18 protein-coding genes are annotated in these 20,812 nt (G+C 55.1%); 7 read left to right on the forward strand and 11 right to left on the reverse strand.

The window, feature by feature from the left end; genetic code table 11:
* Positions 1–308 precede the first annotated feature (308 nt).
* Positions 309–1,235, reverse strand: coding sequence for a uracil-DNA glycosylase (locus FJ695_RS26095; protein ID WP_141188178.1), 927 nt, complete (start codon positions 1,233–1,235; stop codon positions 309–311).
* Positions 1,236–1,646: 411 nt separating this feature from the next.
* On the opposite strand from FJ695_RS26095, the gene FJ695_RS26100 reads away from it, so the two are divergent.
* Together FJ695_RS26100 and FJ695_RS26105 are read left to right on the forward strand one after the other, a co-directional pair.
* On the forward strand, positions 1,647–3,323 hold the full coding sequence (locus tag FJ695_RS26100; protein ID WP_141188179.1) for an electron transfer flavoprotein-ubiquinone oxidoreductase: 1,677 nt from the start codon (positions 1,647–1,649) through the stop codon (positions 3,321–3,323).
* A gap of 177 nt (positions 3,324–3,500) precedes the next feature.
* A complete protein-coding gene (locus FJ695_RS26105) occupies positions 3,501–3,812 on the forward strand; it encodes a hypothetical protein (protein ID WP_141188180.1) in 312 nt (103 codons plus the stop codon).
* Between the two features lie 910 nt (positions 3,813–4,722).
* On the opposite strand, the gene FJ695_RS26110 is transcribed toward FJ695_RS26105, so the two are convergent.
* Positions 4,723–6,015 carry a DEAD/DEAH box helicase gene (locus tag FJ695_RS26110; protein ID WP_141188181.1) on the reverse strand — a complete coding sequence of 431 codons (1,293 nt, stop codon included), beginning with the start codon at positions 6,013–6,015 and terminating at the stop codon, positions 4,723–4,725.
* A 440-nt stretch (positions 6,016–6,455) separates the two neighbouring features.
* Here FJ695_RS26110 and FJ695_RS26115 point away from each other — a divergent pair, with 440 nt between their 5' ends.
* Positions 6,456–8,030 (forward strand): bifunctional diguanylate cyclase/phosphodiesterase, encoded by a 1,575-nt coding sequence (locus tag FJ695_RS26115; protein WP_168206494.1) that lies wholly within the window; start codon positions 6,456–6,458, stop codon positions 8,028–8,030.
* 12 nt (positions 8,031–8,042) lie between these two features.
* Here FJ695_RS26115 and FJ695_RS26120 read toward each other — a convergent pair whose 3' ends face one another.
* The 5 genes from FJ695_RS26120 to FJ695_RS26140 form a co-directional block, all read right to left on the reverse strand.
* Entirely contained in the window at positions 8,043–9,146 is a 1,104-nt protein-coding gene (locus FJ695_RS26120; RefSeq protein ID WP_141188937.1) for a PQQ-dependent sugar dehydrogenase, read from the reverse strand.
* A gap of 362 nt (positions 9,147–9,508) precedes the next feature.
* Positions 9,509–9,832, reverse strand: a complete 324-nt coding sequence (locus tag FJ695_RS26125; RefSeq protein ID WP_141188183.1) for a chorismate mutase — start codon at positions 9,830–9,832, stop codon at positions 9,509–9,511.
* Positions 9,833–10,168: 336 nt separating this feature from the next.
* Positions 10,169–12,463: an NADP-dependent malic enzyme gene (locus FJ695_RS26130; RefSeq protein WP_141188184.1), complete on the reverse strand. Its 2,295-nt coding sequence runs from the start codon at positions 12,461–12,463 to the stop codon at positions 10,169–10,171.
* Positions 12,464–12,573: 110 nt separating this feature from the next.
* On the reverse strand, positions 12,574–13,218 hold the full coding sequence (locus FJ695_RS26135; RefSeq protein ID WP_141188185.1) for a ceramidase domain-containing protein: 645 nt from the start codon (positions 13,216–13,218) through the stop codon (positions 12,574–12,576).
* 38 nt (positions 13,219–13,256) lie between these two features.
* Positions 13,257–14,483 carry a PLP-dependent aminotransferase family protein gene (locus FJ695_RS26140; RefSeq protein ID WP_141188186.1) on the reverse strand — a complete coding sequence of 409 codons (1,227 nt, stop codon included), beginning with the start codon at positions 14,481–14,483 and terminating at the stop codon, positions 13,257–13,259.
* A 353-nt stretch (positions 14,484–14,836) separates the two neighbouring features.
* Between FJ695_RS26140 and FJ695_RS26145 the strand changes: the two genes are divergently transcribed.
* From FJ695_RS26145 to FJ695_RS26155, 3 genes are all read left to right on the forward strand, one after another.
* Positions 14,837–15,115: a GIY-YIG nuclease family protein gene (locus FJ695_RS26145; protein ID WP_141188187.1), complete on the forward strand. Its 279-nt coding sequence runs from the start codon at positions 14,837–14,839 to the stop codon at positions 15,113–15,115.
* A 197-nt stretch (positions 15,116–15,312) separates the two neighbouring features.
* Positions 15,313–15,870 carry a molybdenum cofactor biosynthesis protein B gene (moaB, locus tag FJ695_RS26150; RefSeq protein ID WP_141188188.1) on the forward strand — a complete coding sequence of 186 codons (558 nt, stop codon included), beginning with the start codon at positions 15,313–15,315 and terminating at the stop codon, positions 15,868–15,870.
* A 5-nt stretch (positions 15,871–15,875) separates the two neighbouring features.
* Entirely contained in the window at positions 15,876–16,376 is a 501-nt protein-coding gene (locus tag FJ695_RS26155; protein ID WP_168206495.1) for a GNAT family N-acetyltransferase, read from the forward strand.
* Between the two features lie 181 nt (positions 16,377–16,557).
* Here FJ695_RS26155 and FJ695_RS26160 read toward each other — a convergent pair whose 3' ends face one another.
* The 3 genes from FJ695_RS26160 to FJ695_RS26170 form a co-directional block, all read right to left on the reverse strand.
* Positions 16,558–17,409 (reverse strand): nuclear transport factor 2 family protein, encoded by an 852-nt coding sequence (locus tag FJ695_RS26160; protein WP_141188190.1) that lies wholly within the window; start codon positions 17,407–17,409, stop codon positions 16,558–16,560.
* A gap of 116 nt (positions 17,410–17,525) precedes the next feature.
* Positions 17,526–18,101, reverse strand: coding sequence for a TetR/AcrR family transcriptional regulator (locus FJ695_RS26165; protein WP_141188191.1), 576 nt, complete (start codon positions 18,099–18,101; stop codon positions 17,526–17,528).
* Between the two features lie 66 nt (positions 18,102–18,167).
* Positions 18,168–18,593 carry an Lrp/AsnC family transcriptional regulator gene (locus FJ695_RS26170; RefSeq protein ID WP_141188192.1) on the reverse strand — a complete coding sequence of 142 codons (426 nt, stop codon included), beginning with the start codon at positions 18,591–18,593 and terminating at the stop codon, positions 18,168–18,170.
* Between the two features lie 412 nt (positions 18,594–19,005).
* On the opposite strand from FJ695_RS26170, the gene FJ695_RS26175 reads away from it, so the two are divergent.
* Positions 19,006–20,064, forward strand: a complete 1,059-nt coding sequence (locus FJ695_RS26175) for a saccharopine dehydrogenase family protein (protein ID WP_141188193.1) — start codon at positions 19,006–19,008, stop codon at positions 20,062–20,064.
* Between the two features lie 69 nt (positions 20,065–20,133).
* On the opposite strand, the gene FJ695_RS26180 is transcribed toward FJ695_RS26175, so the two are convergent.
* A complete protein-coding gene (locus FJ695_RS26180; RefSeq protein ID WP_141188194.1) occupies positions 20,134–20,772 on the reverse strand; it encodes a VOC family protein in 639 nt (212 codons plus the stop codon).
* Between the last annotated feature and the right edge of the window lie 40 nt (positions 20,773–20,812).

Genomic DNA, 20,812 nt, shown 5'->3' on the forward strand with positions numbered 1-20,812 from the left:
CTCCAACTGTCTAGCCGCAAATTCCTCCGTACCTATCGTCAGATATTCTAGGGTTATAATTACAAATACAGATTTAACACTGAAAATAAATTGCCACTTATCTGTAAAACTCATTACAATTCGAGTAATTAATTCTTGGAATGAAAACGCATTTTCGCTTAAAAAATCAGCTAGTTGCTTCTCCCTTCCAATACTCATGGAAGTTCTTTCAAAAATTTACATTATGCAGTTGAAAGTCGCTTCTCATTTTCCTTATTCAGCTGCAGCCTTGTGCTGAACGGAAGGAATAAGAAATTTAAAGGCGCAAACTATTGTTGCACAATTTTTGAGTGTATACTCAAAAAATCCCGCCAGGAGAGGCGTTTTTCTAAAGGACTGCGCAAAAGGTAGGCCGGATGATATGTCGCCACAGCCGCAATTTCCCGCCCGTTTATCGAGTACGCCATCCAGCGCCCGCGCATCTTGCGGATTCCATCTTGAACACCGAGCAACGTCTTGGCTGAAGCTGCGCCCAAAAACACAAGCACGTCCGGATTGACCAATTCGATCTGTCGTTGAATGAATGGACGGCAGATTTCGGTTTCCTGTGGCGTGGGCGTCCGGTTTCCCGGCGGACGCCAAGGCACCGTATTGGCGATGTAAACGGACGAACGGTCAAGATGGATTGCCTGAAGCATCCGGTCAAGAAGCTGGCCCGACCGGCCGACAAACGGCTTGCCCTGAAGATCCTCGTCTCGGCCTGGCGCTTCGCCAATCAACATGATACGCGCATCTGGGCTGCCATCTGCGAAGACAAGCTTTTTGGCCGTCCGCTTCAAATTGCAGCCTTCGAAACTATCCAGACAAGCACGCAAGTCTTCGAGGTTTGCTGCCCCAGCGGCCAAATCCCGTGCCGCCGCAATGGCCGCCTGGTCGGGAATGGCCCCGTGGTCAGTTAAGCTGGCACTGCCCCTTTGGCCTGTTTGCCCGGCTGCAGTGGCCCCGGCAAGAGTTGACGGCGCCGCAGCGGCTGGCAGGTTCGCCGCTGTAGAGGTCGCCTGGTCCAAGTTGCCCGCCCCTGACCCAGCCTGCCCAGCGGGCGGCATAGGCGTCTTCTGTTGCCGCTGTTCGGCATGGATTCGGGTCAACCGAACCCAATCAACCGGATCATCGCCCAAAGCTGCATCCACGCCCGATGCCAGATAAAAATCCAGCAGAGCTTCCAGATGCCGTGATTGCGGTGGGCTTTGTTGCAAACAGTTTCTCCTGCGTGGCCGGCAGCGGCCCTCGCGATCGGTTTCAAGCACAATCGGCGGCGCTGACGTCCTAGCACCCCCCTTTGAGCAATTGAGTGGCCGTCAAACTATGTCATTCCCGAAAGCGTGCCAAGATGGTGAGCTGCGCTGGCGGCCACTGCCCACAAGTGCTCCACAACTCGACCCACCGCCTCAACGTAACGTAACATTACTCGACCTGCGACAATTTACGTTTACGTAAACGTCAATTTTGGGCTTGACGCCCGGCTCTTGCTTTGGTCTATCTGGCCCCAAATACGATCATTCGGCTACAGGTTTCGCATTTTCATATGGAAAATGTCGGGATTTGCCCATCACTTGACGGCAAACCAAGCGAAACCTGCACAGCGACATTGGGCGGAGGGAGACAAGATGAGCGAACAGGACGCGCTGGGCGAACGCGAAAGCATGGATGTGGATGTGGTCATTGTCGGGGCTGGCCCCGCTGGCCTTGCTGCCGCGATCCGTTTGAAGCAGATATCTGCTGAAAAAGGCGAAGACATCAGCATTGTCGTTTTGGAGAAAGGGTCTGAAGTCGGCGCGCATATTCTCTCGGGCGCTGTCATCGATCCGATTGCTCTGGACCAATTGCTGCCTGAATGGCGCGAAGAAGACAGCCCGCTCAAAACCGCGGTAACGGACGACCAGTTCATTCTGCTGGGACCGGCAGGTTCCATGCGGCTACCAAACCTGTTCATGCCTAAGCTGATGAACAACCATGGCAATTACATCGTCTCCTTGGGCAATGTCTGCCGCTGGCTTGCTGAAAAGGCCGAAGCGCTTGGTGTTGAAATCTATCCGGGGTTTGCCGCAGCTGAAGTGCTTTATGACGATGACGGCAAGGTGGTTGGTGTGGCCACCGGCGACATGGGCATCGGCCGGGACGGCAAGCCCAACGCCATGTTCACGCGTGGCATGGAATTGCGCGGTAAATACACATTGATTGGTGAAGGGGCCCGTGGTTCGCTCGCCAAGGAACTGATCGAGAAATATGATCTCGACCAGGACAGCGACGTTCCCAAGTTCGGGATCGGCATCAAAGAGCTGTGGCAAATTGACCCGGCCAAACACAAACAGGGTCTCGTCCAACACTCCTTCGGCTGGCCCTTGGACCGCAAGACCGGTGGCGGCTCGTTCCTCTATCACTTGGAAGACAACCAGGTTGCTGTCGGTTTCGTGGTTCACCTCAACTACGAAAACCCTTGGCTGTCACCTTTCGACGAATTCCAGCGCTTCAAAACCCACCCGGCCGTCCGGGAGACTTTTGAAGGCGGCAAACGCATTGCCTATGGCGCCAGAGCCATCACCGAAGGCGGTTATCAGTCTGTCCCGAAACTCTCGTTCCCGGGCGGTCTCTTGATGGGCTGTTCGGCGGGTCTCTTGAACGTCCCGCGCATTAAAGGCTCTCACAACGCCATGCTGTCCGGCATGCTGGCCGCCGAAGAAGTCATGGCAGCACTTGGCCGCGGGGAAGCGAACAGCGAGCTGACCAATTACGACACCGCTTGGCGCGAAAGCTCGATCGGTAAGGATCTTTGGAGGGTTCGCAACGTGAAACCGCTCTGGTCCAAGTTCGGCTTGGCGCTGGGCGTTGCCATGGGCGGCCTGGACATGTGGACCAACGAGCTGTTCGGCTTCTCCTTCTTTGGCACAATGAAACACGGCAAAAAGGATTCAGAGACACTGAAACCGGCCAAGGACTGCAAGAAGATCGATTATCCGAAGCCGGATGGCGTGATTTCCTTCGACAAATTGTCGTCGGTCTTCCTGTCCAACACCAACCATGAGGAAGATCAGCCGATCCATCTGAAGGTGGCCGATGAGACCCTGCAGAAGATGTCAGAACACGACGTTTTTGCTGGCCCGTCGAACCGCTATTGCCCGGCTGGTGTGTATGAGTGGGTGGAAGAAGACGGCAGCGCGCCGAAGTTCCAGATCAACTCTCAGAACTGCGTCCATTGCAAGACCTGTGACATCAAGGACCCGAACGGCAATATCACTTGGACGGTGCCGGAAGGCGCTGGCGGCCCGAACTATCCGAACATGTAACGGCCCGCGTAACAGTTAACAGATCTTGGAAAAGCAGCCGCATGTTTAGATATGTGGCTGCTTTTTCTCTACTATTTCCCTTTGCCGCCGCATTTCATTCAAATATCCGTCACCCTTTGGGATCAAGAGGGCTTCCTCCCGCGGCCTTGCCGCAGATTGTTTATTAAGAGGAAGCAATTGACCCATTCTGTGTTGATGACCTGTACCCTTGCCGCCGCGATGACCCTGGGCTCTGCAGTTCTTCCATCATCCTCCATTTCAGGACCACTCTCGGTCAGCCAGGCACAGGCTGACACTGGCGCTGCCCGGCGAACCGCACGGCGCACGGCCCGCCGCGTTTCAACCCGGCATGCGCGCTATTACCCAAGCCTTCCGGCAAACTGCACCCGCATCATTGTCAACGGTATTGCCTATCATCGCTGTGGCACGGTCTATTACCAGCCGGTCGTCCACCAAGGCGCGAATGTATTTGTCATTGTGACCCCTTAAGCGCTGGCATAAACTTGAAATGACGTTGGCGGAGGTGATGACAATCGCCTGCGCAACAACAGCTGGGGAGCGGGCAATCTGGCCGCTCCTCTGCCCCCCAGGCAAGGAATAAAAGTATCCGGCAAACCTTAGTCGGAGGATTTGCATCAACCCCCTGCCGCATAAGCATATTTTATGGCTCAATAGTTTTGCAGCATAATCAGTCAATCGTCATTACTGACAGTGATTCGTCTTGATTTCCGTATTTACTGCAATATTCTGCATTTCAAAATTATACGGTTGCTGAATAACTTACCGCTCTGCGGCGGAATTCTGCGTATGCATCGTGAAAATTACGCAAAGTTGTGTAAGGGTTATTCACCCTATAAGCATTATCTATACATCAATAGATAAAGAAAATACAAAATACAATTCATTGAATTTAAAGCGCTTCTTGCGCTCCGACAACTTTCACCACAATTAGTAATTGCCCCTATACAACCAAACAAAAACACCATGCAATCTATTTATAATGTTGTTTTTATACAGTTATTCTGAAATTTGAACACTGCAATTAGTACGATTGGTTGTATTTGCACATTGCAATTGATTAATTTAGCTTACCTCTAGCGGGGCACTCCAAAACAAAAACAACGCAATGCGAATGGAAGCTTTCGTCCCTGCCGATGGCTCAAAGCGCTTCGGTTAAACGGAGCCAAACGGCTTTGATGCCTTGTGGAACTGGAATTTCCAGCAACGAAAATAAGACGCGGCGGTCTTGTTTTCAGAACCCGGTAGTTCCTTTTGAAACATCAGCGCGGGACTAATCTGCACTGACCCCATCGACCGCAAGGCATAGCACCGGGAAGGCCACTTCCCGGTGCATTTCATATCAGCACTCTTTAAGATAATTCTGCCGCCGGTTGGCGCGTTACGCGGCAGTTTTCCGCGACTGAGGACGGCGGCGGCGATTTTTGCTAAACCGGCGGCCATTGTCGTTGTCCCCTGCTCCAGCGGCCTTGTTGAACCTGGGCCTTCCAGAACCGCCGGACTTGCCGTTTTTACCCCGTTTTGCGCTTTTGGCAGCCGACATAGGCGGCACCTCGCCGCTCGCAACGGCGATATCAATTCCGATCAGTTTTTCGATCTGGCGGAACAGGCCAATCTCTTCCGGTGCGCACAGGGCAATGGCATCGCCATCGGCCCCTGCCCGGGCTGTGCGGCCAATCCGGTGCACATAAGCTTCCGCCACTTCCGGGAGTTCGAAATTGTAGACATGGCTGACGCCTGGGATGTCGATCCCGCGGGCTGCAACATCGGTTGCCACCAGAACGTTGATGTCACCGGCCCGCAACTCTTTGATGGCTCGATCCCGCTGGTTCTGGCTTTTGTTGCCGTGAATGGAGCCGGCGGCAATCCCCGCCTGGCTGAGCTTGCGCATCAGCCGCTCGGCACCGTGTTTGGTGCGGCAGAACACCAGAGACATGTCGTCTGGCTGGCCCGCCAGAACATCGACCAAAAACCCGGTCTTGGCCTTGGCATCCATAAAATGCACCGCCTGGCGGATCTTGTCAGCTGTACGGCCGGCCGGAGACACTTCAACACGCGCCGGATCCGTCAGATAAGACTGCGCCAATTCGTTGATCTGCTTGGGCATGGTTGCGGAGAACAGAAGCGTCTGACGTTCCTTGGCAACCAGGCTGGCAATGCGCCGCAGGGCATGAATAAAACCAAGATCCAGCATCTGATCGGCTTCGTCGAGGACGAGATAAGACGCAGACCCAAGATCCACCGCCTTGCGGTCGACCAGGTCGAGCAAGCGGCCCGGTGTTGCCACCAGAATATCAGTGCCTCTGGACAGACGCTTGATTTGGCCATTGATCGAAACACCGCCGACAACGGATGTGACCCGCAGCGGTGTGGTCTTCAAGAACGAGATCAGGTTCTTGGCGATCTGATTGACCAGCTCGCGGGTCGGCGCCAGAATCAGCGCGCGCGTCCCTTTGGCCGTCGGCTTTTGCGGCTCCGCGAGAAGACGCTCGATCAGCGGCAAGCCAAAAGCCGCAGTTTTTCCTGTGCCTGTCTGGGCAAGTCCCATCAGGTCCCGGCCATCGAGCACAAGCGGTATGGCTTTTTGCTGGATCGGCGTCGGCGCATCGTAGCCGTTCTCCGCAACAGCCTTCAGAAGGTGTTCGGACAGCCCGAGCTCATCAAATTTTGTCAATTCTTATCCTTTGTGGCCAAGGGCCACGCCCGCAATGGAGGTGCAACCGGCCTGGAGTACATTCCGGCTCAGAAACATGGTTGCTCCGTGTGATTGCGCTGGCATCATATGTGAGAAGATTTCCGCACCGCTTTCTCGAAAAGCGAGCATTTCCACTCAGTTTCCTCCTGGACCTGTGTCCAGGATGAGGCGAGCGCCCGATTTTGGCCGAAAGCCCGACTCGAGCCTTTCGAAACCGCGCTCCGTATATCTGTCCGCATCCGGAAAAGTCAAGCGATAGAAGACCCATCGCTGAAATGTGTGGTATCGGTTTAACACATTGTATGCAAAATTGCTTTTTTACTGGATATTGTTTGGCAATCAGCCAGCTAAGGGCCTGTATTTTGAGTGAATTACTGTCAAAAGTAACTAAATTATATGGCAGATTATCTCAAGCTCAATTGGAAGCGATTGTAATTTTCACCACAGCCTTCGCCTTATGGTTGATTGCTGCCGAGCATGATCTTTTTGAGATTATCCTCGAGTTCATGGAAGACCATGAAGATTGGGAACTCGATGAACTCATTATGGCTTTGAGTTTTGCAGGGTTCGGAGGTTTTGTATTTGGCGCAAGACGATTGCTGGAACTTGGCCGCGAACTGAAACTCCGGAAAAAAGCGGAACAGCGATCAACTTGGCTCGCGCACCACGATCCACTGACGCATCTCCCGAACCGGCGCTATCTCTCAGAGTTTTCGAAAAATCTTCACGTTTCGAACCATTCGGCTGGAACAATCTACGTTTTGGCGGTCGATCTCGACGGCTTCAAGAAGGTCAATGACCTGCTTGGCCATGACGCAGGTGACAAACTGCTGGAAGTTACTGCGGACAGGTTGCGGCAATCCTATCCAAAGAGCACCGTCTTTCGCCTTGGTGGCGATGAGTTTCTAATCGTTGCGTTAAAATCTGAAACGCCAAACACAGACCAGCGGGACGCGGCCGAGGCGCTGGTCCGGCTGTTGAACAAACCGGTCGACCTGTTTGGCGTCAGTGCAGAAGTCGGTGCCAGCATTGGAATTGCGACCAACGCTAGCGAAACGGCCAAACTGGAAGATCTTCTGTTTTCAGCAGATGCAGCGCTTTATTACGCAAAACGGGCTGGCCGGAACAACGTCGCATGCTTTGAACCTTTCATGCGCGAAGATGTGTCCAAACGGGCTGCAAGGCAGGCGAGTGTCAGAACAGCCTTGGAAGAAAACAAACTCGTTCCCTATTTTCAGCCAATCCTTGATCTCGAAACCGGAATGGTGGTGGGGGTGGAAGTCCTGACCCGCTGGCCAGAAAACACTGGCTCCCCGTTTTCAACCCAAGAAATTATCGGCTTTGCTGAAGAACTCGGCCTCATACTGCCCTTTTCCGAACACCTCCTGCGCATCTCGATCGCCAATTCAAAAGAATGGCCGCAGGAGCTCGGGCTGTCTTTTAATCTTGGCCCGGCCATGCTGTCCGACAAACGGCTTGCAGAGCGCATCGAGAGCATCCTTCGCGAGACTGGATTTGCCCCATCGCGGCTGATCATCGAAGTCTCTGAAGCAGCTCTGCATCTGCACTACAACACCGCCAGCATTACTCTGCCGAAACTTTCCGCCCTTGGGATCAGGATTGCCCTCGACGGCTATGGTGCCGGTCACAGCAACCTCAGGGAACTGGCACGGATGCCATTTGATATCATCAAGCTGGACCGGCTTTTGCTCGCCGAAACGGTTCAAGAAGATATCGGAACGTCGGTCTTTGAAAGCTATGTCAAAGTGATCAAGGGACTAGAAAAACCGATCGTCGCGATTGGCATAGAAACAGATGCACAAAAGCAGCTCGCACAGAAACTGGGATGCCAGTTCGGACAAGGTCACCTGTTCTCGCCAGCGGTTTCGGAAGCGGACATCTCAGCGGTTTTGAAGACCCGCCTTCAAACAGAGAGTTCCGGGCACCAAGACACCAGTCTCAATGGTGAGGCCTCTCCGATACAGCTCGACTGACCCATCAGAACATCATTTGGGCTGGAGCCTAATCAGCTTGCCATCATCGCTGTCGGTGAGCACATAGAGAAAACCGTCCGGCCCCTGGCGGACATCCCGGATGCGCTCGCCAAGATCCTGAAGCAACTGCTCTTCGTTCACCACACGGGCGCCATCAAGCGTCAGTTTCGCCAGATGCTGGCCGCGGAGTGCGCCAACCAGAAGAGCTCCGTTCCAATCCGGGTATTTGTCGCTGGTGACAAAAGCCATTCCCGACGGCGCAATCGACGGATCCCAATAGTGGATCGGCTGTTCCAACCCGGCCTTTTCCGTGCCTTCGCCGATCTTGCCGCCGGAATAATGCCGTCCATAAGAAATGATCGGCCAGCCGTAGTTCTTGCCAGCTTGCGGAATGTTGATCTCGTCACCGCCGCGCGCGCCATGCTCGACGGTCCACAAGACGCCCGTCTCAGGGTGGATCGCCGCGCTTTGCGGATTGCGATGCCCGATCGACCAGATCTCCGGCTGGTAGTCGGAATTTCCGGCAAATGGGTTTCCAGGTGCCGGTGCACCGTCTGACGTCAAACGCAACACGGAGCCGGAATGATCGGAGGAATCCTGCGCCCGCGGCGCCTCGCCCCGGTCGCCCAAGGTCATAAACAGATTACCATCTGCATCAAAGGCAAGGCGGGAACCGAAATGGCGGCCGCCATATCCACGATTGTTTCCTCTAAAGATCGTTTCGCCTTCAACCAGCTCATACTCCGGACCAGCTTGTCCTAGAATAGCTTTATAGAGCGATGTCCCGGCGCCTTCCGGCGACCCTTGGGAAAAACTCATGAAGATCGTTTGATCGGCGTCGAAGGTGGGGCTAACGGCAACATCCAGCAGACCGCCCTGCCCTTGCGCAAAGACTTCTGGTGTACCCCGGACAATGTGCTGGCCACCGTCTTCCTTGACGACTTTCAAAACACCATCCCGCTCGGTGACAAGATAGCCGCCGCCAGGGAGAAATGCGACGCTCCAGGGATAAGACAGTCCTGAGGCAACAGTCTCCAGCGTCACAGCAGATTGCGCCTGCGCGTTCTGTCCGGGCGCTGCCACAAATCCCAACAGAGCAACAATTGCCAGAACCAGTGTCCAGATATGGCTGATAAAACCGTGCCGGGCTTCCTGCCGCCAATATGCGTGTTGCACATCATCCTCCCCAAAACTGTTCGCACGGCGTAAAGCCCATTGGCTCCGCGGCCGCAGTCCAGCTTTAGAGATAGGAAGTGTTTTTGGAAGGAACAGGGGGATTTGCTTGCCGAGTTTGAATTGTCGTCCCAGCACCCGCCTTCGCGGGCATAAACTCAGGCTGGGACCTAGTAATCCATGTGGTGAGTGATGGGAGAAATCTCTTCACCAAGAGGTTACTGGACTCCAGCCGGAGCCAGTGCCCGCGAAGGCAGGTGTTGGGGCCACAAAAACGGAGAAAGACATCTGCACCACTGCCAATATCAGACGTCTTCCGCCTCCTCCAGCCGCGCTGCAATCGTCCGCTTTTCGTAGGCCACATTCCAATCGATCAGCGTGCGCCAGACTTGTTCCACCTGATCGCCTTCCAGGCCAAGATCTTCCGCCCGCTGTTTGATCGCCGCGACCATGGTTTCGATGCGGTCGTGGTCAAAAGCCTCGTCCGGGTGCTGTTTCAGCTGCGCCATCCGCCGGACATAACCCTGTCTTTGCGCAAAGATTTTTAAAAGCTCTTGGTCAAGCGCATCAATTGACGTGCGGATGTCTACCTTTGTCTGGCAGTCGGCGGGGGCTTTTAGGTCTGTCATGCGCCATCGCTTGCAGTTGGCTTTGAAAAACATCAGCGAAGAGGAAGGGTCCGCCGACTGTATGTTCAAGATAAGGCTCTGGTTATTCCCGGATCATCGGGCTGACAAGGTGCAAATTGCCGCTCTGTTCTGGCCGGGCGAACTCGGCAGGTGTCAAATCTAGGCTCAAGACCTTGTCATCCTTGCGCAGGCAAGGATCCAGTAACCTCAAGAAGACGATATTGTTTTCAATCCCAACGACACGGAATACTGGATCCCGGTCTTGCCGCTATAGCGGCAAACCGGGATGACAAACAATAGAAGCCTGCCGTGCCGCCGAAACGGCGGCGCTCCGCCTTATTCCGGAGCCTTTGTCTGCGCTTCGACGCTGGCCAGCGCCGACATGTTGACCACGCCGCGCGAGGTGACCGACGGAGTTAGGATATGCGCCGGTTTTGCTGCGCCCAAGAGGATCGGCCCGACGTGAAGCGCCTGGGTCGCCACCTTCAAAAGGTTGTGCGCGATGTTGGCCGCATCGAGGTTCGGGAACAACAACAGGTTGGCCTCGCCAGTCAATTTGCTGTTCGGCATGACCCGCTCGCGCAGAGCGACACTCAATGCTGAATCGCCGTGCATTTCGCCATCAGCTTCCAGCTCCGGGTTGCGTTCCCAGATCATGTCCAAGGCTTCGCGCATTTTCCGCGACGAGGCTGTGTCCCGGGAGCCGAAGTTCGACATGGACAGCAGTGCCACCTTGGGCTCAATGCCGAAGCGGCGGATTTCCTGAGCCGCCAGCTCGGCCATTTCCGAAATCTCTTCCGCGGTCGGGTCTTCGGTCACAAAAGTATCGGACAGGAACATAGCGCCCCGGCTGTTGATCAACAGCGACATGGCGGAAAGATCCCGTGCTGTGTCGCACACGCCGATCACCTGGCGGATGTCACGCAGATGTTTGGTGAACCGGCCTTCCAGACCGCAGATCAGAGCATCGGCGTCACCGCGGCGCACCGCAATCGCCGAAATGACCGTCTGGTTGGTCCGGACAACCGTTCTCGCCGCATCCGGCGGCATGCCCTTGCGGCCAACACACTCCAGATATTCATCGGCATAATCACGGTAGCGCGGATCGTCCTGCGGGTTGACGAATTCAAAGTCGACATCCGGACGGATCTTCAAGCCGAAGCGTTCGCAGCGTGCGGTCAAGACGTCCGGCCGGCCCACCAGGATCGGCTGCGCAATGCCATCTTCCAAAAGCACCTGGGCCGCGCGCAGCACCCGCTCGTCTTCGCCTTCCGCATAGATGATCTTCTGCGGATCACGGGCTGCGTTCTGGATGATCGGTTTCATGATCAGGCCGGACCGGAAGACAAACCGGTTCAGCCGGTCATGATAGGCGTCGAAGTCTTCAATCGGCCGGGTGGCTACACCGGTATCCATTGCAGCTTTGGCCACTGCCGGCGCGATGCGCAGGATGAGACGCTGATCAAAGGGTGACGGAATCAGGTAATTCGGGCCGAAGGTTTCGGTCTTGCCGCCGTAAGCGCGGGCGGCGACGTCTGAAGGTTCTTCTTGAGCAAGACCGGCAATTGCTTCAACGGCCGCGCGCTTCATTTCCTCGTTGATGGTCGTCGCCCCGACATCGAGCGCGCCGCGGAAGATGTATGGGAAACACAGGACGTTGTTGACCTGGTTCGGATAGTCGGAGCGCCCGGTACACATAACCACGTCGTCGCGCACAGCTTTGGCGTCTTCCGGCATGATTTCCGGGTTGGGATTGGCAAGCGCCAGGATCAGAGGACCCTTGCCCATCTTCTTGACCATGTCCGGCTTTAGAACGCCGGCGGCAGACAGTCCCAAGAACACATCCGCGCCGTCGATAACGTCGTTCAAGGTCCGCTTGTCGGTGTCCTGGGCAAAGACTTCTTTCCACTGGTCCATCAGGACCTCGCGGCCCTTGTAGACGACACCTTCGATGTCGGTGACCCAGATGTTTTCCCGTTTTGCGCCAAGGGTGACCAGCATATTCAGACACGCAAGCGCCGCAGCACCTGCACCGGAGGCCACAATCTTAGCTTCCTCGATCTTCTTTCCGGCCAGTTGAAGGCCGTTGCGAACCGCAGCACCCGCAATAATAGCTGTGCCATGCTGGTCGTCATGGAACACAGGAATGTTCATTTTTTCGCGCAAGGCGTCTTCAATCATGAAGCACTCGGGCGCCTTGATGTCTTCCAGATTGATGCCGCCAAACGTCGGCTCCAGCACGGACACTGCGTTCACGAATTTGTCGACGTCAGTTTCGTCAACCTCAATGTCGAAGACATCAATGCCGGCAAATTTCTTGAACAGGACCGCCTTGCCTTCCATCACCGGCTTGGAGGCGAGCGGGCCGATATTGCCGAGCCCCAGAACGGCGGTACCGTTGGAAATTACTGCAACCAGATTGCCTCGGGCGGTGTAATTGGCCGCCTTCGTCTCGTCTTCAGCAATTTCCAGGCATGGGGCGGCAACGCCAGGCGAATAGGCCAGCGCCAAGTCGCGCTGGTTGCCGAGCGGTTTGGTTGCCTGAATTTCCAGTTTTCCGGGTTTGGGGTGTTCATGAAAGAAAAGGGCTGCTTCGGTCAAATCGCTTTCTGTTTTTATATTATCGCTCATGCCTTTTCCCTGTCTTCCTGACATTCCCTTAGGTCACTCGTCAGATACCGGTATCTGAACCGGATGCCCCCGGCCATGACCTGTTAGACTTTATGATTAATATCTGACCTTTACCCGGCGCGATGCCAAATGAGAACCCGTAATAAACCAAACAGCACAACGCCATTTAGGATATGCCACAGGAAATGCGTCCCGAGCGCCCATTGACTGCATAGCGGTTCGTCAAGCGTTCGGAAAGTTAGCGAAACGATAAACAGTATCCCAATTATGAATAACTGAGCCCCCAGTCTCCTATCCGACTGAAAAACAAAACCGCCGATCACGAAAATCGCCAGTGCGGCGGGGATATAGGCCGCTGAGCCGCCAAAGTAAGGCGCCCAGACTTGCCCAGCGACCGGTGCCAGCATGAAAAACCCAATGACCACTGCGAAACAGATGACCCAATGTAATTGTAGGAGCCGGCGCAGGGCCAACAGCATATATACATGGATGAAAACCGTTATCGGAATGGTGTCCGTGTACACTGCCCATCGGGTCGCGACGGTGTGAAACAGGAATGACCCAGTTCCGATTGCCATGACGACACCGATCAGAAAGAGAACGGGCCAATCCCTTGGGGTGTTGCGCTGCCAAAGCAAAAACGCTGCACCCGCCGCAAGGAAAAAAGCTGCGTTGGTGACTGCATTAATAGGCTCAGACCAGAATTCAGGACCGATCCGTTCACAATAAATGTCCATCGGGTCCGTCAGAGCCATAACTGCCTCCTAATTGGTGTCGGCCGGTATTCAGCCGATTACACCCCGCACTTGTCAGTTTTCGCAAGCATTTCACCGAGACGAGAGATACCTTCGGTTATTTTTTCAGGAGGTGTTGCCGAAAAGCTTAGGCGCAAGGTGTTGGTGCCGCTGCCGTCTGCAAAAAACGCCTTTCCGGGCACAAAGGCCACTTTCGCCTCTTCCACCGCCGTTTTCAAAAGGGCGGCTGCGTCAATCCCATCGGGCAGCTCCACCCAGACAAACATACCGCCTTCCGGACGGGTCCAACGGGTGCCGGAGGGCATATGGTTTTCCAAGGCCGTCAGCATGGCATCCCGCCGCTCGCGGTAGGTTTTCCGGATCTTGCCGACCTGCGCCTCAAAGACCGTTTCAGCAACATGGGCCATGGCTTCCTGATTGAGGCTGGACGAGTGCAAATCCCCGGCCTGTTTCAAAAGAACCAAGCGGGAAATCACGTCCTTTGCGCCGCAAACCCAGCCGAGCCGCAAACCTGGTGACAGGGTCTTGGAGAAACTGCCGCAATACAGCGTACGCGTGTTTTCAATGCCGCCGGACCGTTTGCAATCGAGCGCTAAAACCGGCGGCACCGGCTCCCCGTCATATCGAAGGCTTTGATAAGCGCCGTCTTCAATCACAGCACACTCCAGCTCGTCCGCCAGGCTGAGCAGGCGCGTTCTGCCAGCTTCATCCAGGGTTTCTCCTGTCGGATTGGCGAAGTCCGGAGACAGATAAGCAAACTTGACCGATCCGCCTGCTGCTATAGCCGCCGTCCTGTAATCGCCGGCAGACCGGTTGGTCATCGGATCCAGCCGGTCGTAATTCGGCTCATAGGCGTTAAAGGCTTGGAGTGCCCCAAGATAGGTCGGCCAGCCGACAAGCGCCGTATCTCCGGCCGATAAAAACAGTTTGCCGATGAAATCGAGCGCCTGCTGGGATCCGGAGGTGATCAGGATGTTGTCTGGAGTACAGTCAATGCCGAGCTTGGCCATTTCACCCGCCAGCCAGGTGCGCAGCCGAACATTGCCCTCGCTGACCGAATACTGCAGGCCGCTTGATGCCCCCTCGCCGCTGAGCACCGTGCCATAAGCTTCTTTGAAAGCCTCTGAAGGAAACAATGCGGGATCTGGAATGCCGCCAGCAAAGGAAATGATGTCTGGCTGATCAAGCAGTTTCAAAAGTTCTCGGATTTCCGATGCGCTCATCCGCTTTGCGCGTGTTGCCAGTACGGCATCCCAGGTCATCATGTTTGGCTCGATTGTGTTTTGTGACGCTCTATATTTAAGTCAATAATACTGACCTAATTTGAATGCAAGTGTCTCAATCTTGTTATTTTTTGTAATTTAATTTCAAGTTCTTCTGAAACCGATCGCCCTATAAGTCCGAGAAAGGCATCAATCCGAGTGCCGCGGCAGCCCCTAGCTGTCTCCCCGGCCGAAGCGGAGCGCAGAGCCGGGGCCCACTCGTTCGCAGAGAGTGTCTGGGAAACATCTTGAACCGGCGGCAAGTGGATCAGCGAGTGGGCCCCGGGTCGCCACTGCGTTCGCCCGGGGTGACCGCGAATGTTGCAGTTACCCCTTCATTCTACTTTAAATAGTGCATGTATTATGTCTACATCCTGGCCAGCCGGTTGAATGGGACGCTTTATGTCGGCGTTACAAACGATCTCGCCAGACGCGTTTTTGAACACAAAGAGGGAACCGGTGCCAGCTTCACCAGAAAACACTCCGTAACAAGGCTGGTCTATGCTGCGCAGTTCGAAAACATCGACGAGGCAATCGCCCAGGAGAAGCGCCTAAAGAAATGGCGGCGGGCTTGGAAGATCCAGCTGATTGAAAAAGAAAACCCCGGCTGGGAAGATCTCATGAGCGGCCAATAGGTGTCACCCCGGGCAAACGCAGTGCAGACCCGGGGCCTACTCACAGATCAACTTGCATCCGGCTGTTATAAAACCCGTGGCGGCATGACGCATCCTGCCCCTTTCTCTGGCACCAGCTTCCTCAATCGCCTATGTCTAGATTGTGCCTCACCCGTGAGATCAGGGTGTGGCGACCAAATGCAAAAAAAGAGCCGCCCATGTCCCGTATCGATGAAAGCCGTCCGTTCGTATCGCTCAACATTGCCGTTCTGACGGTCTCCGACACCCGGAAACTGGAAGAAGACCGGTCGGGCAATACACTGGTGGACCGTTTGGAAAAGGCTGGCCACAAACTGGCAGACCGCAAGATCGTCACGGACGACGTGCCGGCCATTCAGACCGTGGTGAAGGACTGGATTTCCAACAGCGGTGTTGATGTGATCATCTCCACCGGCGGCACTGGCTTTACCGGCCGGGATGTGACGCCAGAAGCCATGGAACCGCTGTTTGAAAAGAAGATGGACGGGTTTTCGGAAGTCTTTCACCGGATCTCCTACGACAAGATCGGCACATCAACCATTCAATCCCGGGCAACCGGCGGTGTGGCCGGAGCCACCTACATTTTCGCTCTTCCTGGCTCGCCAGGCGCCTGCAAGGACGCCTGGGACGGCATCTTGAAATGGCAGCTCGACTACCGCCACATGCCCTGTAACTTCGTGGAAATCATGCCCCGTCTGGATGAACATCTGAAGCGCGGCAAACTGCAAAGCGCTTAACGCTGGTGACATTCCAGACCCGCATTGCGGCCCCTTCGGACGCAGCTTCTGTCTCTAGCCTGCTTGGCCGCAGCTACAGCGCGCTCTTGCCTCAGGCCTATAGTGCCGAACTGCTCAACGCCGCATTACCTCTGATAACAAAGGCGCAACCGAAGCTGCTCACATCTGGCACCTATTATGTTGCCGAAACAGACAGCGGGAAACTCATTGGTGCCGGCGGATGGACCAAACACTCGCCCACGGCAAGAGACGAAACACCGGCGAATGGCAACATCCGGCACTTTGGAACGGACCCGGAGTACACGGGAAAAGGCGTGGCGCGAGCGCTGATGACAAGATGCTTTGAAGCGGCACGCAGTGCTGGACTCTTGGAATTGAACTGTTACTCGACCCTCAACGCCGAAGCGTTTTATAAATCGTGCGGTTTCATGACGAAAGAGCCCTGCATGATCGAACTGCCCGGTGGGGTGCAGTTTCCGTCAGTGCGTATGGAAATCACTCTTTAGGCGATGTCAACCGACCAACGGGTTCCTGGCCGAGGCCAAACGGATAGGGCCTTCCGTTTCAGCCACCTCCCGCTTCCCGGACCGCTGCGTAGCGCAGAACCGGGGCCCTCTTTATTTTCGGCATTACTATTGGCTACCGCCTGGGCGGTTTCGTTCTTCAATGAAATGAAGTCCCAGAACCTCACTTTTCCTTGGGTCGGAAGGGCTCCAGGATTTCGACGTCCATCGTTTTGATGCGGGCAAAGCGTTCGGTGACATCGTTGGTAACGGTCCATGTGTGCCGAGTTTTGGCAACCAGTTCGCCATCATTTGGCAAGAGACCAGCCCAATCGAAATCGACAGCAACTGTGTAGAGGCCGTCCTTGACGTTCACAGAGAAATTCTCAAGGACATGGGTGCTGGCTTCAACCTGGGATGCCGGGCCCGCCAGCCAGGCCTTAAACTCCTCAAAGGACCGAATCGGGCCACTGGAAAAGTTCAACTGAAAATCATCGGTCAGGATTTCACGTACCGGCTCCGGATCGCGGTCCGGATCTTCGATGAAACTCAACCAGGCGTGAACCAGGCTGCGCATCCGGTTTTCCGGATAGGCATCCTTATAGTCATCGCCCGGCACTTCTTTGACAGGCTTGATCTCAACATTTGTGATGAGAGGCAATCCGCTGTCCTGCGGCGCAAATGAAACAGAATAGGCGAGCTCCGCCTGGCGGACAGCGTCCTCATCCAGCATGCCCAGGTTTTGATAGATGATTGTAGCGTCCAGGTTCATCGAACCGTCGGCCATATGCGTGATCTTGGAAGACGTCACCCGGTGCGAATTGCGCCAGGTTCTAGGCAACTGGTCGACGCGAGCTTCATATTCCTCATGTCCGTTTGCGGTTCCAAGGGAAGAAGACACCTGGACATCTTTGCTCAGGATATCCAACGCATTCCCTATGCCACCTTCAGGGCGTTCGTATATCTGGAACCAGCGGTAAAACTGCACCTTGGCGGCATGCTCCATGTAACCGTTGCGAATGTCGTTTTCGGTCATTTGGGCATGTCCCTGCGCTGAGGTGCATAACAGAACCACACCCGCGAGAAATTTTGAGAGATATGTCATGGGTCACGGCCAGCCTTAAATTAATGAGCGATTGCTCATTATATAGATCAAGCCGCAACACCCCGCCAGCACAAATCAAAAATTTCTTCTGCGAAATCTGGGTCTGGCGCCACCCCGCTCATGGCAGTCTGCCGGCCTAGCCGTAAAGCAGGCGCGGAAAGAACGGCATTAATCGCCCGGACATTTGCTGGCCGCAAAGTGCCGTCGGTGATCGCAGCCTCGATGATCTGCCCGATATCCTGAGCCATTTCCTGGATTATCGCGTCTTCTTCCGGCAGCAGGACGGATGTATTGAGGATCACCTCGGCAAAAGCAAAATCTTGAGGATGATTGTGGGCAAAGTCCAACAGGGCAAACCACATCGCACGGAGCTTATCCTGGGATGTGCTCTGCGCCTCTGCTGCGGACATCAACAGGTGATGGACGTCGCGCTTGATCTCCAAAAACACCGACCTGAGGACCGCGTCCTTGCTGTCGTGGTAACGGTAAACTGTCCCAACTGACAGTCCGGCCCGTTTTGCGATTGTGTTGATCGAGGCTGCCGAGGATCCAACCTCAACAACAACGTCGACTGCTGCTCTGCGGATATCTGCGGGCTTGTCGCCCGTTTTTAAGCGCGCCATTCTTGGTCCTCACCGACACTCGTGGTGTTCATAGTGCCGAACCTAAACTTTGACAAATATCTAGGTTCACGGTTTTGAGGCAGAGGCCAAACGGATATGGCTCTCCGTTTCAGCCACCTCCGGAAGGGCCCGGATTTGGTCCAGGGTCTTGTCGAGAAGCTTCAGCGACCGGACACGCAGTTCAGCGACCAGATCAAAATTGCCGCTGAGCGTGTGAATGTCGGTAATCGCCTCGATCCGGCGCAGCGCGGCCTGGGTTGCCCGGCCGTCATCGGCTTTCAGCCGGACCAGGGTAAAGGCGCTGATCTGATGATCTTCTTCCGTTTGCCCCAACTCAACCGTGAACCGGTGGATCACCTTCTGGTGCAAGAGCTTGTCGATGCGGTTCTGCACCGTTCCTCTGGAGACACCGAGCGTTTCGGCGAGATCGGTCACCGACGCCCGCGCATCGCGTGTCAGAAGATGTAATAGCCGATGATCCAGATCGTCCATTGAGTTTTCTACTTTCGCCAGAGCTTAGTTATCAGCTTTTCCCGACTCAACTTGTCGCCCCAGCGAAGGCTGGGGCCCAGTACACTGTGGGGTTGGTTTTCGATTAGAAGTCTAAGTTTGCGAGTACTAGATCCCAGCCTCCGCTGGGATGACAAATCCAACAAACCCAATTTCAAAACTATTGTCCTATGCACTTTCGACGCCGAGTTAGGAATTTTACTTCTAATTCAACCTCATCAAATTGTCAGAAAATTCCCGATTTGCAAGAATTATTGCCATTTTGATTGACGCGGACTCAGGGCCTAATGAGACGTGATGGGCGCCCGGCCAGAGGGGAGCCAAGTTTTTTGATACGCGGCGGATCGGAACGCGGGTTTCTCTGACGGGAGATGCGGTCCGCCAAGGAGGACATATGAAAAAGATCGCCGTTTTGGGCCTCGGCAAGGTCGGAGCGCTCGCCGCCCGTCTTTTGCACGACAGCGGGTTTGAAGTTCACGCTTATGACCAGCATAAACCGCGCGAAGACTTGCCGTTTGCGGTTCATTCGGCGGATCTGAAGGCTTACGATGGGCTTCTAAAAATGTTTCAAGGCGTGGACGCTGTGCTGTCCTGCCTGCCCTACCAGCTCAATGTTGGGGTTGCGACGGCCGCCCATGCGACCGGGATCCATTATTTTGATCTGACCGAAGATGTTCCGACCACCAAGGCGATCATCGAGATGAGCGAAACCGCCAAGGGTCTCATGGCCCCGCAATGCGGTCTGGCACCTGGGTTTGTCGGAATCGTGGGTGCCAAACAGATTGGCGACTTCGACGACTGCCGGTCCTGCCGGATGCGTGTTGGCGCCCTGCCGCAGAACCCGACCGGCCTGATGGGCTATGCCTTCAACTGGTCGCCGGACGGCGTCGTCAACGAGTATCTCAACGACTGTGAGGTGATCGAAGACGGCGTGCGCAAATGGGTCTCGCCGATGGAGTGGCTGGAAACGATCTACATCGACGGCATGAAGCTGGAAGCCTTCACCACCTCCGGCGGGCTCGGCACCATGTGTGAGACCTATTTGGGCAAGGTCGCCAACATCGACTACAAGACAATGCGGTATCCCGGCCATGCCGAGTTGATGAACTTCTTCTTCCACGAGCTCCTCATGCGCGAACGCCGTCAGGAAGCCGGCGAAATTCTCGTTCATGCCAAGCCGCCAACCGACAATGATGTGGTCTATGTGCATGTGGCGTCCGAAGGCACCATCGACGGCCGCCCGCGCCGGGAGGAATTTGTCCGTGCCTATAAGCCGATCGAGATCGGCGGCAAGATGCGCACCGCAATCGCCTGGACCACATCCGCCTCCGTCGTTGCGGTGATAGAAATGGTCCGTGACGGCGCCTTACCGAAAAACGGGTTCCTGAAACAGGAAGATATCCCGCTCGACGCGTTCTTAAAGACGCGGACTGGATCACTCTACGCAGCGTGATTTTTGGTTTTATTGGCCGGCGCAACACGCACCGGCCAAAGGATTTTTGCTACCGAGATTCTGTGCGGATTAAGTTAGTTCTTTCAATCCGCTTGGTGTCTCGATTTCCGCCCTATAGCGGACCTCTGTTCCGGTGACGACCCGCGGCGGGTGGTCTATCTCCAGTTCCTCGTACAGCCTTTCAATTGCCTCAGGCTCGGGATGTTCCAGAGTCATCGACCGGAAAACCGCACCCCTATCGGGTATTTTTTCACTTGAGACGGGTACGCCACGGCGATCGATGAGAGAGGGCGCTGCCCCATCGAGAGGCAGGGATCCATCCTTCGGGATCGCAAAAGCGAACACGGGGTTTTCCGGTGGAAGAGGTACTTCGGTTCCGAAAATCTCGCCATGTTTTGCTAGGACAGACCGCAGGTCATTTGTACTCGCAACCCAACCCCTGAGCCGCCGTCCTGCATCCCAATTAGATCTCACGGTTTTCTGATCGTCGAGGCCAAACCAACGCGCATGTCTGGGTGAGATCCCATCTGGGTCAAACGCGACGATTTCCAAGTAAATCCCGTCACCGAGCTGGAGACGGTGATTGTGGGTGCCCATATATTCGTGACGCGTTCCGAATGGCACCTCTATATCGAGGCAGTCTTGAACATGCCGCACGCCTTCAGCCAGCGTTGGCGGGACAACAGTGATGTGGTCGAGTTTGAGCATCTGTTAGAATCCTGCGTTTAATTGAAGACCCAAAATCCTA

Source organism: Labrenzia sp. PHM005 (assembly GCF_006517275.1).
Taxonomy (GTDB): Bacteria; Pseudomonadota; Alphaproteobacteria; order Rhizobiales; family Stappiaceae; genus Roseibium.

Excerpts from the sequence above, each read along its gene's own strand:
- FJ695_RS26135 (WP_141188185.1), bottom strand. The coding sequence starts at position 13,218 with ATGGCTCTGACGGACCCGATGGACATTTATTGTGAACGGATCGGTCCT.
- FJ695_RS26170 (WP_141188192.1), bottom strand. The coding sequence starts at position 18,593 with ATGGACGATCTGGATCATCGGCTATTACATCTTCTGACACGCGATGCG.
- FJ695_RS26145 (WP_141188187.1), top strand. The coding sequence starts at position 14,837 with ATGTATTATGTCTACATCCTGGCCAGCCGGTTGAATGGGACGCTTTAT.
- FJ695_RS26100 (WP_141188179.1), top strand. The coding sequence starts at position 1,647 with ATGAGCGAACAGGACGCGCTGGGCGAACGCGAAAGCATGGATGTGGAT.
- FJ695_RS26125 (WP_141188183.1), bottom strand. The coding sequence starts at position 9,832 with ATGACAGACCTAAAAGCCCCCGCCGACTGCCAGACAAAGGTAGACATC.
- FJ695_RS26160 (WP_141188190.1), bottom strand. The coding sequence starts at position 17,409 with ATGACCGAAAACGACATTCGCAACGGTTACATGGAGCATGCCGCCAAG.
- FJ695_RS26180 (WP_141188194.1), bottom strand. The coding sequence starts at position 20,772 with ATGCTCAAACTCGACCACATCACTGTTGTCCCGCCAACGCTGGCTGAA.
- moaB (WP_141188188.1), top strand. The coding sequence starts at position 15,313 with ATGTCCCGTATCGATGAAAGCCGTCCGTTCGTATCGCTCAACATTGCC.
- FJ695_RS26130 (WP_141188184.1), bottom strand. The coding sequence starts at position 12,463 with ATGAGCGATAATATAAAAACAGAAAGCGATTTGACCGAAGCAGCCCTT.
- FJ695_RS26140 (WP_141188186.1), bottom strand. The coding sequence starts at position 14,483 with ATGATGACCTGGGATGCCGTACTGGCAACACGCGCAAAGCGGATGAGC.
- FJ695_RS26175 (WP_141188193.1), top strand. The coding sequence starts at position 19,006 with ATGAAAAAGATCGCCGTTTTGGGCCTCGGCAAGGTCGGAGCGCTCGCC.
- FJ695_RS26165 (WP_141188191.1), bottom strand. The coding sequence starts at position 18,101 with ATGGCGCGCTTAAAAACGGGCGACAAGCCCGCAGATATCCGCAGAGCA.